The 16,881-nt window shown below is 75.9% G+C and carries 13 protein-coding genes; all 13 read left to right on the top strand.

The annotated features are described in order from the left end of the window. The first annotated feature begins 42 nt into the window (after positions 1-42). The 13 genes from cobN (at position 43) to cobC (ending at position 16,881) form a co-directional block, all read left to right on the top strand. Positions 43-3,741: a cobaltochelatase subunit CobN gene (cobN, locus tag IQ279_RS02565; RefSeq protein WP_206346572.1), complete on the top strand. Its 3,699-nt coding sequence runs from the start codon at positions 43-45 to the stop codon at positions 3,739-3,741. Positions 3,742-3,833: 92 nt separating this feature from the next. Then, positions 3,834-5,879 (top strand): putative cobaltochelatase, encoded by a 2,046-nt coding sequence (locus tag IQ279_RS02560; RefSeq protein WP_206346684.1) that lies wholly within the window; start codon positions 3,834-3,836, stop codon positions 5,877-5,879. After that, complete coding sequence (gene cobO, locus IQ279_RS02555; protein WP_206346571.1) at positions 5,879-6,475, top strand: cob(I)yrinic acid a,c-diamide adenosyltransferase; 597 nt, start codon at positions 5,879-5,881, stop codon at positions 6,473-6,475. Before IQ279_RS02560 ends, cobO begins: the two co-directional genes overlap by 1 nt. A 7-nt stretch (positions 6,476-6,482) precedes the next feature. Continuing rightward, a complete protein-coding gene (locus IQ279_RS02550; protein ID WP_206346570.1) occupies positions 6,483-7,901 on the top strand; it encodes a cobyrinic acid a,c-diamide synthase CobB in 1,419 nt (472 codons plus the stop codon). An 8-nt stretch (positions 7,902-7,909) separates the two neighbouring features. Continuing rightward, positions 7,910-8,701, top strand: a complete 792-nt coding sequence (cobI, locus tag IQ279_RS02545) for a precorrin-2 C(20)-methyltransferase (RefSeq protein WP_206346683.1) — start codon at positions 7,910-7,912, stop codon at positions 8,699-8,701. 128 nt (positions 8,702-8,829) lie between these two features. Beyond that, positions 8,830-9,720 carry a precorrin-4 C(11)-methyltransferase gene (cobM, locus tag IQ279_RS02540; RefSeq protein ID WP_206346682.1) on the top strand — a complete coding sequence of 297 codons (891 nt, stop codon included), beginning with the start codon at positions 8,830-8,832 and terminating at the stop codon, positions 9,718-9,720. Beyond that, complete coding sequence (locus IQ279_RS02535; protein ID WP_307792050.1) at positions 9,713-10,888, top strand: cobalt-precorrin-5B (C(1))-methyltransferase; 1,176 nt, start codon at positions 9,713-9,715, stop codon at positions 10,886-10,888. The genes cobM and IQ279_RS02535 overlap by 8 nt, the downstream gene beginning before the upstream one ends. Then, a complete protein-coding gene (cbiE, locus tag IQ279_RS02530; protein ID WP_206346568.1) occupies positions 10,885-12,156 on the top strand; it encodes a precorrin-6y C5,15-methyltransferase (decarboxylating) subunit CbiE in 1,272 nt (423 codons plus the stop codon). Before IQ279_RS02535 ends, cbiE begins: the two co-directional genes overlap by 4 nt. Positions 12,157-12,179: 23 nt before the next feature. Then, the gene (gene cobJ / locus IQ279_RS02525) at positions 12,180-13,973 is read left to right on the top strand and encodes a precorrin-3B C(17)-methyltransferase (protein WP_206346681.1); all 1,794 of its coding nucleotides are present in this window, start codon (positions 12,180-12,182) and stop codon (positions 13,971-13,973) included. Continuing rightward, a complete protein-coding gene (locus IQ279_RS02520; RefSeq protein ID WP_307792048.1) occupies positions 13,970-14,209 on the top strand; it encodes a DUF362 domain-containing protein in 240 nt (79 codons plus the stop codon). The genes cobJ and IQ279_RS02520 overlap by 4 nt, the downstream gene beginning before the upstream one ends. Beyond that, complete coding sequence (locus IQ279_RS02515) at positions 14,206-14,853, top strand: precorrin-8X methylmutase (RefSeq protein ID WP_206346567.1); 648 nt, start codon at positions 14,206-14,208, stop codon at positions 14,851-14,853. The genes IQ279_RS02520 and IQ279_RS02515 overlap by 4 nt, the downstream gene beginning before the upstream one ends. After that, the gene (locus tag IQ279_RS02510; RefSeq protein WP_206346566.1) at positions 14,850-15,782 is read left to right on the top strand and encodes a sirohydrochlorin chelatase; all 933 of its coding nucleotides are present in this window, start codon (positions 14,850-14,852) and stop codon (positions 15,780-15,782) included. The genes IQ279_RS02515 and IQ279_RS02510 overlap by 4 nt, the downstream gene beginning before the upstream one ends. Beyond that, a complete protein-coding gene (gene cobC, locus IQ279_RS02505) occupies positions 15,766-16,881 on the top strand; it encodes an Rv2231c family histidinol phosphate aminotransferase CobC (RefSeq protein ID WP_241027392.1) in 1,116 nt (371 codons plus the stop codon). The genes IQ279_RS02510 and cobC overlap by 17 nt, the downstream gene beginning before the upstream one ends.

The raw sequence follows: 16,881 nt of genomic DNA, 5'->3' as shown, positions 1-16,881 counted from the left end.
GACACGGCCGATGCGAAGGACGTACGAACCGATGGGAGCTCGATGAGCACGGTACTGCTGCTGTCCACCGCCGACACCGACCTGCTGGCGGCCCGCGCCTCCGGCGCCCCGTACCGCATCGCCAACCCGGCGCGCGTCGACGTCGCCGGGGAGCTGCCCGCGCTCGTGGAGGGTGCGGACATCGCCGTCGTACGCCTGCTGGGCGGCCGGCGCGCCTGGGAGGACGGGCTGGCGGCGCTGCGCGCCACCGGGATCCCGGCGGTGCTGCTGGGCGGCGAGTCCGTCCCGGACGCGGAGCTGATGGCCGCCTCCACCGTCCCGGCCGGTGTGGTCGCCGAGGCGCTGAGGTATCTGGTGGCGGGCGGGCCGGAGAACCTGGCGGAGCTGGTGCGCTTCCTGTCCGACACCGTGCTGCTGACCGGCCACGGCTTCGACGGACCGCGCCCGATGCCCGAGTACGGCGTGCGCGGCGACCGGTCGCACGCCCCGTCCCGGCCGACGGTGGGCGTGCTGTTCTACCGGGCCCACGAGCTGTCGGGGAATACCGCCTTCGTCGACACGCTGTGCGACGCGATCGAGGAGCGCGGCGCCAACGCCCTGCCGGTGTACTGCGGTTCGCTCAGGAGCGCCGACCCCGGCCTGTACGAACTGCTGGGCCGCGCCGACGCGCTGGTCGCCACCGTGCTCGCCGCCGGCGGCGCCCACGCGGCGGACGCGAGCGCGGGCGGCGACGACGAGACCTGGGACGTCGGCGCGCTGGCCGAGCTGGACATCCCCGTGGTCCAGGGCCTGTGCCTGACCGGCTCCCGTGCCGTCTGGGAGGCCTCCGACGCCGCCCTGTCGCCGATGGACGCGGCGATGCAGGTGGCGATCCCGGAGTTCGACGGGCGGCTGATCACCGTGCCCTTCTCCTTCAAGGAGGACGGCCCCGACGGGGTGCCCGTCTACGTCGCCGACCCCGAGCGGGCCCGCCGGGTGGCCGGGATCGCGGTGCGGCACGCCGCCCTGCGCCGCAGGCCGAACGCGGACAAGCGGATCGCCCTGGTCTTCACCGCCTACCCCACCAAGCACTCGCGCGTCGGCAACGCCGTGGGGCTGGACACCCCGGCCTCGGCCGTGGGACTGCTGCGCGCCCTGCGCGAGGCCGGGTACGACACCGGTGAACTGCCCGGGAGCGGCGACGAGCTGATCCACCGGCTGATCGCGGCGGGCGGCCACGACGTGGAGTGGCTGACCGAGGAGCAGCTGGCCGCCGCGCCCGCCCGGGTGCCGCTGGCCGACTACCGGCGGTGGTTCGCCGCCCTCGACCCGGAGCTGCGCGAGGCCATGCGCGAGCACTGGGGCGAGCCGCCGGGCTCGCTGTACGTGGACGGCGAGGGCGATGAGGCCGAGATCGTGCTGGCCTCGCTGCGGTTCGGCAACGTGGTGGTGATGATCCAGCCGCCGCGCGGCTTCGGCGAGAACCCCATCGCGATCTACCACGACCCCGACCTGCCGCCCTCCCACCACTACCTGGCCGCCTACCGCTGGATGGAGGCCCCGCCGGAGCAGGGCGGCTTCGGCGCCGACGCCGTGGTGCACATGGGCAAGCACGGCACGATGGAGTGGCTGCCGGGCAAGGGCCTGGGCCTGTCGGCCGGCTGCGCCCCGGACGCGGTGCTGGGCGATCTGCCGCTGGTCTACCCGTTCATCGTCAACGATCCCGGCGAGGGCACCCAGGCCAAGCGCCGCGGCCACGCCACGGTCGTCGACCATCTGGTGCCGCCGATGGCGCGCGCCGACTCCTACGGCGACCTCGCCAAGCTGGAGCAACTGCTGGACGAGTACGCGCTGGTGAGCGATCTGGACCCGGCCAAGGCCCCGGCCGTGCGCAGCCAGATCTGGACGCTGGTGAGAGCCGCCGAGCTCCACCACGACCTGCACGTGGAGGAGCAGCCGGACGAGGACGAGTTCGACGAGTTCGTCATGCACATCGACGGCTGGCTGTGCGAGATCAAGGACGTGCAGATCCGCGACGGCCTGCATGTGCTGGGCGGCGGCCCGGTGGGCGAGCCGCGCGTCAACCTGGTGCTGGCGGTGCTGCGTTCGGCCCAGGTGTGGGGTGGGGTCGGCGGTGCGCTGCCGGGCCTGCGGGCGGTGCTGGCCGAGCACGTGGGGCTGGTGGAGTCCGAGCTGCTGGCCGAGCCGGGGGCGCGCCTGGAGGTGCCGAAGGCACTGACCGCGCTCGCGGACGGGCCCTCCCGTACCGCCTCCGACGCGGTGGACCTGCTGGAGCACCTGGCGCGGCGGCTGGTGGAGTCGATGGAGGCCCGCGGCTGGGCGCGCGAGGCGGCCCCGGAGGTGGTCCGCGAGGTGCTGGACGCCGGACTGCCGGGCGCCGTGCGCGTCCTGGAGTTCGCCGCGGACGAGGTCGTGCCCCGGCTGGAGCGCACCACCGACGAGATCGGCAACGTGCTGCACGCGCTGGCCGGCGGCTACGTACCCGCCGGTCCCTCCGGCTCGCCCACTCGCGGCCTGGTCAACGTGCTGCCCACGGGGCGGAACTTCTACTCCGTGGACCCCAAGGCGATCCCGTCGAAGCTGTCGTGGGAGGTCGGCAGCGCGCTGGCGGACTCCCTGCTGGCCCGGCACCTGGCCGACCACGGCGAGTACCCCAGGTCGGTGGGCCTGACGGTGTGGGGCACCTCCTGCATGCGCACGCAGGGCGACGACATCGCGGAGATCCTGGCGCTGCTGGGCTGCCGCCCGGTGTGGGACGACGCCTCCCGGCGGGTGACGGGCTTCGAGATCGTGCCCCTGGAGGAGCTGGGCCGGCCGCGCATCGACGTCACCGTCCGCATCTCCGGTTTCTTCCGGGACGCCTTCCCGCACGTGGTGGCGCTGGTGGACGACGCGGTGCGGGCGGTGGCGGAGCTGGACGAGCCCGCCGAGTCCAACCACGTGAAGGCCCACGCCGACGAGGACACCGCCGCACACGGCGACCGGCGCAGGGCCACGGCGAGGATCTTCGGCTCCAAGCCGGGCGCGTACGGCGCCGGGCTGCTGCCGCTGATCGACGCCCGCAACTGGCGCTCGGACGCGGACCTGGCCGAGGTGTACGCGGTGTGGGGCGGCTACGCGTACGGGCGCGGACTGGACGGCCGCCCGGCGCGCGGCGACATGGAGACGGCGTTCCGCCGCATCCAGGTGGCAGCCAAGAACGTCGACACCCGCGAGCACGACATCGCCGACGCCGACGACTACTTCCAGTACCACGGCGGCATGGTGGCGATGGTGCGCCATCTGACCGGGGACTCCCCCGAGGCGTACGTGGGCGACTCGGCCGTCCCCGACCAGGTGCGGACGCGGACGCTGGGCGAGGAGACCCACCGGGTCTTCCGGGCGCGGGTGGTCAACCCGCGCTGGATGGCGGCGATGCGGCGGCACGGCTACAAGGGCGCCTTCGAGATGGCGGCCACCGTCGACTACCTCTTCGGCTACGACGCGACGGCCGGGGTCGTGGACGACTGGATGTACCAGCGGCTGGCGGCCGAGTACGTCTTCGACGAGACCAACCAGGAGTTCATGAAGCGCTCCAACCCGTGGGCGCTGCGGGGCGTGACCGAGCGGCTGCTGGAGGCCGCCGACCGCGGGCTGTGGGCCGAGCCGGAGGAGCGGACCCTGGAGCGGCTGCGCGAGATCTACCTCGAACTCGAGGGCGACCTGGAGAGCGGCTCCGACGATCTGGAGGGCGACGCGTGACCACCACCGCGAACACGACCACGGCGACCACCGCGACCACCGCGACCACCGGGGCGGCGGCCGCCGCCTATCCGTTCACCGCCGTCGTCGGCATGGACGACCTGCGGCTGGCGCTGCTGCTGAACGCGGTCTCGCCGGCCGTCGGCGGTGTCCTGGTGCGCGGCGAGAAGGGCACGGCCAAGTCCACCGCGGTACGGGCCCTGGCGGCGCTGATGCCGCCGGTCGAGACCGTGCCCGGCTGCCGCTTCTCCTGCGACCCGCGCCGCCTTGACCCCGCCTGCCCGGACGGGCCGCACGAGGCGGGGCCGGGCGAGAGCCGGCCGGCCCGGATGGTGGAGCTGCCGGTGGGCGCCTCCGAGGACCGGCTCGTCGGATCGCTGGACATCGAGCGGGCCCTGGCGGAAGGGGTGAAGGCCTTCGAGCCGGGGCTGCTGGCGCAGGCGCACCGGGGCGTCCTCTACGTGGACGAGGTCAACCTGCTGCAGGACTTCCTCATCGACTCGCTCCTGGACGCCGCCGCGATGGGCGTGGTCCACATCGAGCGCGAGGGCGTCTCGGTGCGGCACTCCTCCCGCTTCCTGCTGGTGGGGACGATGAACCCCGAGGAGGGCGAGCTGCGTCCGCAGCTGCTGGACCGCTTCGGCCTGACCGTGGAGGTGGCCGCCTCCCGGGAGACCGGCGAGCGGATGGAGGTCGTGCGGCGGCGCCTGGCCTACGAGGAGGATCCGGCGGCCTTCGCCGCCCGCTGGGCCGGTGAGGAGAGCGGACTGCGGGAGCGGATCGCGGCCGCGCGGGCACTGCTGCCGAAGGTGCGGCTGGGCGACACCGCGCTGCGGCAGATCGCCGCCACCTGCGCGGCCTTCGAGGTGGACGGGATGCGGGCCGACATCGTGATGGCGCGTACCGCCACCGCGCTGGCCGCCTGGGCGGGGCGCACCGACGTGACGGCCGAGGACGTACGGCGGGCGGCGCTGCTGGCCCTGCCGCACCGCAGGCGCCGCAACCCCTTCGACGCGCCCGGCCTGGACGAGGAGAAGCTCGACGAGACGCTGCGGCAGAACGGCGGCACGGGAGACGGCACGGACGATGATCCGGACCCGGACGGCCCGGACGGCGGCGGGGACGGCGGGGGCGGTCAGCCGCCGCAGGACGGCTCGCCGGAACCGGCCGACACACCCGAGCCCTCCCTGCCCGGGCAGTCGCGCGGCGAGGAGGACACCGGACCGGAGCAGGGCGACGAACGAAGCGGCGGACAGGGCGGCGGCGAGCAGGCCCCCGCCCGCGCCGGCGAGCCGTTCCGCGCCCGCTCGCTGCACGTACCGGGCGTGGGCGAGGGCACGGCGGGACGGCGCTCGCGCGCCCGTACCGCGCAGGGGCGCACCACCGGCGCCCGCCGGCCGCGGGGCGCGCTGTCCCGGCTGCATCTGGCCGCGACCGTACGGGCCGCCGCCCCGCACCAGCGGGCGCGGGGGCGCTCCGGGCCCGGGCTGCTGGTGCGCCGGGAGGATCTGCGCGAGGCGGTGCGCGAGGGCCGGGAGTCCAACCTCGTGCTGTTCGTCGTGGACGCCTCCGGCTCGATGGCCGCGCGGCGGCGGATGGGCGCGGTCAAGGGCGCGGTGCTGTCGCTGCTGCTGGACGCCTACCAGCGCCGCGACAAGGTCGGCCTGGTCTCCTTCCGGGGATCGGGCGCCGAGGTGGCCCTGCCCCCGACCTCGTCGGTGGAGGCCGCCGCCGCACGCCTGGAGTCGCTGCCGACCGGCGGCCGCACCCCGCTGGCCGCCGGGCTGCTGAGGGCCCGCGACGTACTGCGGACCGAGCGGCTGCGCGACCCCTCACGGCGCCCGCTGCTGGTCGCCGTCACCGACGGGCGGGCGACGGGCGGCCCGCAGCCGGTGGTACGCGCCCGGCAGGCCGCCCGGCTGCTGGCCGCCGACGGCACCGCCTCGGTGGTGGTCGACTGCGAGTCCGGGCCGGTGCGGCTCGGGCTGGCCGGCGATCTCGCCGCCGGACTGGGCGGCCCCGCCGTGACGCTGGAGGAGCTGCGCGCCGACGCCGTCACCGGGCTCGTCCGCTCCCTGCAGGCCCCCGGCCGCACTCACAGGATCACCCGCGAGAACACCGACAGGAGGGCCGCGTAGTGCCGAAAGGACAGCCGAGTGTCGTCCCCGACGACGGCCTCACCACACGCCAGCGCCGCAACCGCCCGCTGCTGGCGGTCCACACGGGCACCGGCAAGGGCAAGTCGACGGCGGCCTTCGGGCTGGCGCTGCGCGCCTGGAACCAGGGCTGGCCGATCGGGGTGTTCCAGTTCGTGAAGTCCGCCAAGTGGCGGGTCGGCGAGGAGCGGGCGCTGCGCGTGCTGGGCGCGAGCGGCGAGGGCGGCACCGTGGCCTGGCACAAGATGGGCGAGGGCTGGTCGTGGGTGCAGCGCGGCATCGAGTCCTCCGAGGAGGCGGCGCGCGAGGGCTGGGAGCAGGTCAAACGCGATCTGGCGGCCGAGACCTACCGGCTGTACGTGCTGGACGAGTTCGCCTACCCGATGCACTGGGGCTGGGTGGACACCGACGAGGTGGTCGAGGTGCTGCGGACCCGTCCCGGCGTCCAGCACGTGGTGATCACCGGCCGGAACGCTCCGGAGGCGCTGATCGGCGCCGCCGACCTGGTGACGGAGATGACCAAGGTCAAGCACCCGATGGACGCCGGCCAGAAGGGCCAGCGGGGCATCGAGTGGTGATCGGACCGTGAGTACCGCGCTTCCCCGGCTGGTCGTGGCCGCGCCCTCCTCGGGCAGCGGCAAGACCACCGTCGCCACCGGGCTGATGGCCGCCTTCGCCGCGGCCGGGCTGGAGGTCTCCCCGCACAAGGTGGGCCCGGACTACATCGACCCGGGCTACCACGCGCTGGCCACCGGCAGGCCCGGCCGCAACCTCGACGCGTACCTGTGCGGCCCGGATCTGGTCGCGCCGCTGTTCCTGCACGGGGCGGCCGGTGCGGACGTGGCCGTGGTCGAGGGCGTGATGGGGCTGTACGACGGAGCCGCCGGCCTCGGTGAGCTCTCCTCGACCGCGCAGGTGGCCAAGCTGCTGCGGGCGCCGGTGGTGCTGGTGGTGGACGCCTCCTCCCAGTCCCGCTCGGTGGCGGCGCTGGTGCACGGCTTCGCGTCCTGGGATCCGGAGGTCCGCGTCGCGGGGGTGATCCTCAACAAGGTGGCCTCCGACCGCCACGAGGAGCTGCTGCGCGAGGCGCTGGACGCCTGCGGGGTACCGGTGCTGGGCGTGCTGCGCCGGGCGCCGCTGGTGCACACCCCCTCGCGCCATCTGGGCCTGGTGCCGGTGGCCGAGCGGCGGGCGGAGGCGACCGGGGCGGTGGCGGAGCTGGCGCAGCGGGTGCGGTCCGGCTGCGACGTGAAGGCGCTGCTCGCCCTGGCGCACTCCGCGCCGCCGCTGCCCCAGGAGCCGTGGGCGCCGCCCGTACCCGCGGGCCGGCCGCGCGGGCGCCCGGTGGTGGCCGTCGCGGGCGGGGCCGCGTTCACCTTCTCCTACGCCGAGCACGCCGAGCTGCTGCGTGCGGCGGGCGCGGACGTGGCCGTCTTCGACCCGCTGCGGGACACCGCGCTGCCGCCGGGAACGGCCGGGCTGGTCCTGGGCGGCGGATTCCCGGAGGTGTACGCGCCGGAGCTGTCGGCGAACGAGCCGCTGCGCCGGGCGGTGGCGGAGCTGGCCGCCTCGGGTGCGCCGGTCGCCGCCGAGTGCGCCGGACTGCTTTATCTGACAAGGGAGTTGGACGGCATGCCGATGTGCGGAGTGCTTGACGTCACCGCCCGGATGACCGACCAACTCACCCTCGGCTACCGCGAGGCGGTGGCGGTCGGCGACAGCGCCCTGGCCGCCGCGGGGACGCGGGTGCGCGGCCACGAGTTCCACCGCACGGCGGTGGATCCCGAGGCCGGGGTGCCGCGGGCCGGGAAGCCGGAGGCCGGGGCCGGGGCCTGGGCCGCGCCGGCATGGGGGCTGACCTCGCACGGCTCCCGGCCCGGGCGCCGGGTCGAGGGCTTTGTGAAGGACGGCGTACATGCCTCGTATCTGCATGTGCACTGGGCCGCCGAGCCGTCCGTGGCCCGGCGTCTCGTCGGAAGCTGTGTCGAAGGGTGTGCGGCGTGAGCAGCGGCATGAAGGATGGCGGCGATGGGGTGCGGGAGACCGGCGGGCCACGGCTCGTCGGCGTCGGGGTGGGCCCCGGCGACCCGGACCTGGTGACGGTCAAGGGCGTCAAGGCGCTGCGCTCGGCGGACGTGGTGGTGGTGCCCGTGATGGAGGGCAGCGGCACGGGACGCGCCGAGGCCACCGTCCTGCACTACGTGTCGCGCGAGCGGATCGTGCGGGTGGTCTTCGCGCTCAACGAGCGTGAGGACCGCTCCCGCCGGGAGGCGGCGTGGGACGCGGCGGGCGAACGCGTCGCCGGACTGCTGCGCGCCCACGGCTCGGTGGCGTTCGCGACCATCGGCGACCCGAACGTCTACTCCACCTTCACCTACCTCGCCCAGACCGTCGGCACCCTGGTGCCGGAGGCGGCCGTGGAGACCGTGCCGGGCATCACCGCGATGCAGGACCTGGCCGCGCGCGGCGGGGCGGTGCTCACCGAGGGGACGGAGCCGCTGACGCTGGTGCCGGTGACGGCCGGGACGGAGGTGCTCCGGCAGGCCCTGGAGGGGCCGGGGACGGTGGTGGCCTACAAGTTCGGGCGGCGGGCCCGCGAGGTCGCCGCCGCGCTGCGCGCCACGGGCCGTACCGAGGGCGCGGTGTGGGGCTCGGCGCTGGGGCTGCCGCAGGAGTCGATCCGCCCGGCGGCCGACCTGGAGGCCGCCCCGGGGACCGGCCCGGCCGCCGGGGACACCGAACTCCCCTATCTGTCCACGCTCATCGCCCCCGCTCGCAGGGAGAACCGAGGAGGCAAGCTGTGACCGCCGCAAGAGCAGCCGCAAACGCCGGCACAACCACCGTCACAACCGCCGGTGGAACCGCCGAGGCAGCCGGAGCCGAGCGGGCCGCCGCGCAGACCGCCGGGAGGACCGCGGGGGGCCTCGGGAAGGTGACCATCGTGGGCGCCGGGCCCGGCGCCGCGGATCTGCTCACCTTCCGCGCCGCCCGCGCCATCGCCGAGGCCGACATCGTGGTGTGGGCGGCCAGTCTGGTGCGCGAGGAGGTCCTCGAGCACGCCCGCGAGGACGCGGAGATCCTGGACTCGGCCTCGATGTCCCTGGAGGACGTGATCGCCGTCTACGAGCGGGCGGCCCGCGACGGGCTCAGGGTGGCGCGCGTCCACTCCGGCGATCCGGCGTTGTGGGGCGGCACCCAGGAGCAGGTGGACCGCTGCGCGGAGCTGGGCGTCGAGGTGGAGATCGTCCCCGGAGTGTCGTCGTTCTCGGCGGTGGCGGCCATCGCGGGGCGGGAACTGACGATCCCCGAGGTCGCCCAGTCGGTGATCCTCACCCGGCTCGGCGGCGGCAAGACGCCGATGCCGCCGGGCGAGGAGGTGCGGGAGTTCGCCCGGCACGGCACGACCATGGCGGTCTTCCTGTCGGCGGCGCGCTCCGGGCAGCTGGCGGTGGAGCTGCTGGAGGGCGGTTACCCGACCGACACCCCGGTGGTGATCGCCCACCAGGCGACCTGGCCGGAGGAACTGGTGCTGCGCTGCACGGTGGGAACCCTGGAGGAGACCGTCAAGGAGCACCGGCTGTGGAAGCACACGCTGTTCCTCGTCGGTCCCGCACTGTCCGCCTCCGGCACGCGCTCGCACCTGTACCACCCCGGGCACTTCCACGGGCACCGCCGTGCGCGGCCGGAAGCGCGCCGGGCGCTGCGCGCGGCCCGGGAGCCCCGGGAGGCCCAGGGTGTCCGGGAGATTCGCGGGCAGACCGGTGAGCAGACCGCCGGACAGAGCACCGAACCGGCCGGCCGGGAGGCGGCGGGCCGTGGCTGAGGAGCCGGAGCACGGGCCCGCCCGGGGACCGAGGCTGCGGGAGCCGGACCTGCCGCGTACCGCCAAACAGCGGCCGAGGGCACTGCGCACCGGCTGGACGACCGGCACCTGCGCCTCGGCGGCGGCCCGCGCCGCCGCGCTGCACCTGGTCACGGGCGACCCCCAGCCGTGGGTGGAGGTCGCGCTGCCCTCGGGGCGGCGGGTGACCTTCGCCGTGGAGCGCTCGGCCGAGCTGCGGCCGGGCCGCACCGAGGCGGTGGTGGTCAAGGACGCGGGCGACGACCCGGACGTCACCCACGGCTCGCATCTGACCGCCACTGTGAGCTGGCGCGGCGAGCCGGGCATCGAGCTGCACGGCGGCGTCGGCGTCGGCGTCGTCACCCGGCCGGGGCTCGGCCTGGAGGTGGGCGGCCCGGCGATCAACCCGGTGCCCCGCGCCATGATCAGCCAGGCGGTTGGCGAGGTCGTCGACACCGCGGAGCGCGGCGTGGACGTCACCATCAGCGTGCCCGACGGGGAGAAGCGCGCCCGCAAGACCACCAACGCCCGGCTCGGCATCCTCGGCGGCATCTCCATCCTGGGGACGACCGGGATCGTCCGGCCGTTCTCGACGGCCTCCTGGCGGGCGAGCGTGGAGCAGGCCGTGTCGGTGGCCGCCGCGCAGGGTGTCCCGGCCGTGGCGCTGTGCACCGGCGGGCGCACCGAGAAGGGCGCCATGGAACTGCTGCCCGGGCTGCCCCCGGTGTCCTTCATCGAGGTCGGCGACTTCACGGGCGCCGCGCTGCGGCGGGCGGTGGAGCACGGTGTGGGCCGGGTGGTGTTCGTCGGCATGGTGGGGAAGCTGACCAAGCTGGCCTCCGGGGTGCTGATGACGCACTACACGCGGTCGAAGGTGGACACATCCGTCCTGGCCGACATCACCCGCGCGGTGGGCGGCGCGGAAGCGCTGGCGGCCGAGGTCGCGGCGGCGAACACCGCCCGCCACGCGTACGAGCTGTGGGACGCGGCGGGGCTGCTGCAGTCGGCCGCGCCGGAGCTGTGCCGCCGGGTGGTGGACGTACTGGAGCGCTTCACCGACCACCGGATCACCGCGGAGGCGGCCATGGTGGACTTCACCGGCCGCACGGTGGTCGCCCTGTGCTCCGACGACGGGGGGCTGCTGCCGTGATCACGGTCGTGGGCACAGGAACGGGAACGGGCACGGGGGCGGGGGCGGCGGCCGGGGCCTTCGGATCCGGCGCGCCGTCCTGGCAGGGGGTCCGCCTGGCCGTGGGAGCGCGCCGCCATCTGGAGGCGGCCGACCCTCCCCCCGGAGTACGGCGCGTGGTCCTGGGGCCGCTCGCCCCGGCGCTGGACGCCGTCGAGCGGCAGCTGTCCGAGGACGGGGGGCCGGTGGTGGTGCTCGCCTCCGGCGATCCCGGGTTCTTCGGGATCGTCCGCTCGCTGGCCGAACGCTTCGGCACGCACGCCCTGGACATACGGCCCACCGCGCCGTCCGTCGCGGTGGCCTTCGCCCGCGCCGGGCTGCCGTGGGACGACGCCGTGGTGGTCAGCGCGCACGGACGCGACCCGCGCACCGCCGTCAACGTCTGCCGCGCACACCCCAAGACCGCCGTGCTCACCGGCCCCGGCGCGGGGCCCGCCGAGCTGGGCGCCGCCCTGGCCGCAACCGGGCTGCCGCGCACCCTGGTTGTGGCGAGCGCACTGGGCACGGCGGACGAGCGCGTCGAGCACCTCTCCCCCGCCGAGGCCGCCACCCGCACCTGGCCCGGTGAGGTCAGCGTGGTGCTGTGCCTGGACACCTCCCGCGCTCTGGCCCCCGCACCCCTGGCGCTCGCCGGGCCGCGGCGCCCGCCCGCCGGCTGGGCGCTGCCGGAGGACGCCTTCGCACACCGCGACTCGATGATCACCAAGTACGAGGCGCGGGCCCTGGCGCTGGCCCGGCTCGGGCCGCGCCCGGGCGACCTGGTCTGGGACGTCGGGGCGGGCTCCGGCTCCGTCGCGGTGGAGTGCGCCCGTCTGGGCGCGGCGGCCGTCGCCGTGGAACGCACCGCCGACGGCGCCGAACGCTGCCGCGCCAACGCCGCGGCCCACGGTGTGGACCTCCAGACCGTGCACGGCACGGCCCCCGGCGTCCTCACCGGACTGCCCGAACCGGACGCCGTGTTCGTCGGCGGCGGGGGGCGGGAGCTGGAGGAAATCGTGGCGGCCTGCGCGCTCCGCGCCCGCCGCGCGGTCGTCGTCACGCTCGCCGCGCTGGACCGCGTACCGGCGGTGCGGGCCGCGCTCGGCGCCGCCGGTCTGGCCGCCGACGGCGTGCTGTTGCAGTCCTCCCGGCTGGCCCCCCTGCCCGGCGATGTGGTGCGGCTCGCCGCCGGCAACCCCGTCTTCGTCCTGTGGGGCACCCGCCCCGGCACCGAAGGAGCATCCTCGTGAACGCCCCGAACGCCCCCGCCGGCCTGATCGGCCTCGTCTGCGCCACCGCCGCGGGGCGGCGCGCCCGCGACCGTCTGGCGGCCGCCTGGCCGGGGGCCGTCCGCGTCTACGGCACCGGCGGCGAAGGCGGCACCGACGGCGCGGACGGTGCCGGCACCGTCCGCGAGGCCATCACCCGCGCCTTCGCCGAGTGCGACCGCCTCGTCTGCTTCCTCGCCACCGGCGCGACCGTACGCCTGATCGCCCCGCTGCTGGCGGATAAGGCGGACGACCCGGGCGTGGTGTGCGTGGACGAGGCGCAGCAGTACGCCGTGGCACTGCTGGGCGGCCACGCGGGCGGCGCGAACGACCTGGCGCACGCGGTGGCCGAGGCCCTGCCGGGCTGCCGCCCCGTCGTCACCACGGCCACCGATGCCACGGGTGTCCCCGGTCTGGACACCCTCGGCCTGCCCGTCGAGGGCTCCGTCGCGGCGGTGTCGCGGGCGATGCTGGACGGCGAGCCCGTCCGTCTGGTGCGTCATCACGTCCTCCCCCTTCCTGCACTGCCACCCAACGTAACCGAGGCCACCGACAATGCCACGGAAAGTAACGACGGGGACGACGGGGAAGGCGCGGCCGGCGAGTACACCCTGCTGGTCAGCGACCGTGCGGTGGCGCCCGGCGACCGCACGGCCGTCCTGCGTCCGCCGACCCTCGCCGTCGGCGTCGGCGCCAGCCGGGGGGCACCGGCCGAGGAGGTCGCCGCCCTGGTCGGACAGGCCCTCGCCGATGCGGGCCTGTCGCCGCTGTCCGTCACCGAGCTGGCCACCGTCGAGGCCAAGGCCGGTGAGGAGGGCATCGTGGAGACGGCGCGGCGTCTGGGCGTACCGCTGCGGACGTATCCCGCGGACGAACTGGCCGCCGTGCCCGTGCCCCACCCCTCCGACGCGCCGCTGGCCGCCGTGGGCACCCCGAGCGTCGCGGAGGCCGCCGCGCTGCTCGCCTGCGGCGAGGGCGCCGAACTGGTCGTACCCAAGCGGAAGTCCGCCCCCGAGGGGCGCGCGGCGATGGCGACCTGCGCCGTGGCCCGGCGGCGTCCCCGCGGGCGGCTGGCCGTCGTCGGGCTCGGGCCCGGCGCCCGCGACCTGCTCACCCCGCGCGCCCGCGACGAACTGCGCCGCGCATCGGTGGTCGTCGGCCTCGACCAGTACGTGGACCAGATCCGCGATCTGCTGCGGCCGGGCACCCGTGTGCTGGAGTCCGGTCTCGGCGCGGAGGAGGAGCGGGCTCGCACCGCCGTGGCCGAGGCCCGCGCGGGCCGCGCGGTGGCGCTGATCGGCAGCGGCGACGCGGGGGTGTACGCGATGGCCTCGCCCGCCCTGGCCGAGGCGTCCGCCGACATCGACGTGGTCGGCGTACCCGGCGTCACCGCGGCGCTCGCCGCCGCCGCGCTGCTGGGCGCTCCGCTGGGCCACGACCACGTCTCGATCAGCCTGTCGGACCTGCACACGCCCTGGGAGGTGATCGAGCGCCGGGTCCGGGCGGCGGCCGAGTCCGACCTGGTGGTGACGTTCTACAACCCCCGCAGCCGGGGCCGCGACTGGCAGCTTCCCAAGGCGCTCGCCCTGCTGGCCGAGCACCGCGCCCCGCACACCCCCGCCGGGGTCGTGCGCAACGCCTCGCGCCCCGGCGAGCGCACCACCGTGACTACCCTCGGCGAACTCGACCCGGCCGCGGTCGACATGATGACGGTGGTGACCGTCGGCAACACCGCCACCCGCGCCGTGGCCGGCCGTATGGTCACCCCGCGCGGCTACCGCTGGCAGGAGTCCCGGTGACCGCGCCCGCGACCCCGGCCCCGCCCACGGCCGCGACCGCCCCCGTCTTCGTCACCTCCCGCTGCGCGGGCTGCGGAGCCTGCCTGCTGACCTGCCCGGTCCACGCGATACGCCCGCTGGGCGGCACGCTGCTGGTGCGGGCGGACCTGTGCACAGGCTGCCTGGAGTGCGTCGAGGTGTGCCCGGTCGACGCCGTCGAGGAGACCCCCGTACGCGACCCCCAGGAGCCGTCGTGACGCCTTCCACGCCCCGCGTCGTCCATCCCATCGAAGAGGAGTCGTACCGCATCCTGCGCTCGCGGCTGGACACCTCCCACCTCCCGCCGCTGACCCGGGCCGTGGTGGAACGGGTGATCCACTCCAGCGCCGACCCGGCGTACGCCGAGGACCTGGTCACCGACGAGAACGCGCTGCGCGCCGCGCACACCGCGCTGCACGCCGGTGCGCCGGTCGTGGCGGACGTCGAGATGGTCGCCGCCGGGATCACCCGCCGCGAGACGGTGTGCCGGCTCGCCGACGCCCGCGCGACAGGCGGCCTGACCCGCTCCGCGCACGCGGTGCGGCTGGCCTACGAGCAGGTCGGGGCGGGCGCGGTGTGGGTGGTCGGCTGCGCGCCCACCGCCCTGTTCGAACTGCTCGCCCTGGACGCGGACCCCGCCCTGGTCATCGGCCTGCCCGTCGGCTTCGTCGGCGCGGCCGAGAGCAAGGCGGCGCTGCGCGCCAGCGGCCTGCCGGCCGTCAGCAACGTCTCGGAGAAGGGCGGCAGCGCGGTGGCCGCGGCCGCCCTCAACGCGCTTCTGTACACCCCGGCCGGCGCCGCACACCCCGGTGTCGCCGATCCCCGTACCACCCCCGGAACCTCCAAGGAGAAGACCCAGTGACCAGCCCGCCCGCCCTCCTCCTCGTCGGCCACGGCACCCGTGACGACGCCGGCGCCGAGGCGTTCCGCTCCTTCGTGCGCGACCTCGGCGAGCGGCGGCCCGGCCTCCCCGTCGCGGGAGGCTTCATCGAACTGTCCCCGCCGCCGCTCGCCGACGCCGTCGCCGAACTGGCCGCGGAAGGCGTGCGGAGATTCGCCGCCGTCCCGCTGATGCTGGTGTCGGCCGGGCACGCCAAGGGTGACATCCCGGCCGCCCTGGCCCGCGAGGAGCGGCGCCACCCGGGCACCACCTACGCCTACGGCCGCCCCCTCGGCCCCCACCCGGCGCTGCTGAACGTGCTGGAGCGCCGGGTGGACGAGGCGCTGCGCGGGGCGGACGGCGAGGACGGCACGAGCGGCCGCGCCGACACCACGGTGCTGCTGGTGGGCCGCGGTTCCACCGACCCGGACGCCAACGCCGAGGTGCACAAGGCGGCCCGGCTGCTGTGGGAGGGGCGCGGCTGGGCGGGCGTGGAGACGGCGTTCGTCTCGCTGGCCGCCCCCGACGTCCCCGCCGGTCTGGACCGCTGCCGGGCGCTGGGCGCCCGCCGGATCGTGGTGCTGCCGTACTTTCTGTTCACCGGCATCCTGCCGGACCGGGTGCGGGCGCAGACCGGGAGCTGGGCCGCGGCGCATCCGGAGACCGAGGTGCTCTCGGCCGATGTCATCGGCCCCACCGACGAGTTGGCGGAGCTGGTCTGGGAGCGCTACACGGAGGCCGTTCAGGGTGATCTGCGGATGAACTGCGACTCGTGCGTCTACCGCGTCGCGCTGCCCGGCTTCGAGGAGAAGGTGGGCATGCCCCAGCGGCCCCACCACCACCCGGACGACGACGGACACGGCCACGGGCACCACCATCACCACAATGGTGGCCATGCGCACGCCCACTGAACCTCTGGACTCCCTCCGGCCCCCGCAAACCGCACACGACCTGCGTCACCACGGCGACGCGGAGGTACGCGGCGCCGGCGCGGATCTGGTGGACCTCGCGGTCAACGTCCGCACCGGCACGCCCCCCGCGTGGCTGAAGGAACGGGTGGCCGCCTCGCTCGGCTCGCTGGCCGCCTACCCCGACGGGCGGGCGGCCCGGCGGGCGGTGGCGGCCCGGCACGGGCTGCCACCGGAGTGCGTGCTGCTGACGGCGGGCGCGGCGGAGGCGTTCGTCCTGCTCGCCCGGTTCCTGCCCCCGCCCGGCTCGAGCGCCTGGCGCGAGGGCGGCCCGGTCGTGGTGCACCCGCAGTTCACCGAGCCGGAGGCCGCCCTGCTGGACGCGGGCCACCGGGTGGTGCGCGTCGTCCTGGGCGAACGGGACGGCTTCCGTCTCGACCCCGCCCGCGTTCCGGCCGGGGCCGCCGCGGTGGTCGTCGGCAACCCCACCAACCCCACCTCCGTGCTGCACCCGGCCTCCGCCCTGGCGTCGCTGGCGCGGCCGGGCCGGACCCTGGTGGTGGACGAGGCGTTCATCGACGCGGTCCCGGGTGAACACGAGTCCCTGGCGGGGCTGGTGACCGAGCTTCCCGGCCGCACCGTGGTGCTGCGCAGCCTCACCAAGACCTGGGGGCTGGCGGGGCTGCGCATCGGCTACGTGCTCTCCGACCCGGAGACCGTCGCCGCACTGGCGCGGCACCAGCCGCTGTGGCCGGTCTCCTCCCCCGCGCTCGCCGCGGCCGAGGCGTGCTGCGAGCCCGCGGCCCTGGCCGAGGCGGAGCGGGCGGCACGGCGGACCGCCGCCGACCGGGACCATCTGCTCGGCCGGCTGGCGGAGTTCGGCGAGCTGGGGCCGGCGACGCAGGACCCGCGGGCGCCCTTCGTCCTGGTACGGCACGCGGATGCGGCCGGGCTGCGGGAGCGGCTGCGCGCGGAGGGCATCGCGGTACGCCGCGGGGACACCTTCCCCGGCCTGGACGCCCGGTGGCTGCGGCTGGCCGTACGCGACCGGGCGACGACCGACCGCCTGGTGCGGACGCTGGCCGCCCTCGGAGTGCGCTGA

The organism is Streptomyces verrucosisporus (assembly GCF_017114865.1).
GTDB classification, from domain to species: Bacteria; Actinomycetota; Actinomycetes; order Streptomycetales; family Streptomycetaceae; genus Streptomyces; species Streptomyces fenghuangensis.
Note: the sequence above shows the minus strand (reverse complement) of the source record. Positions and strands in the feature narration are given on the sequence as shown.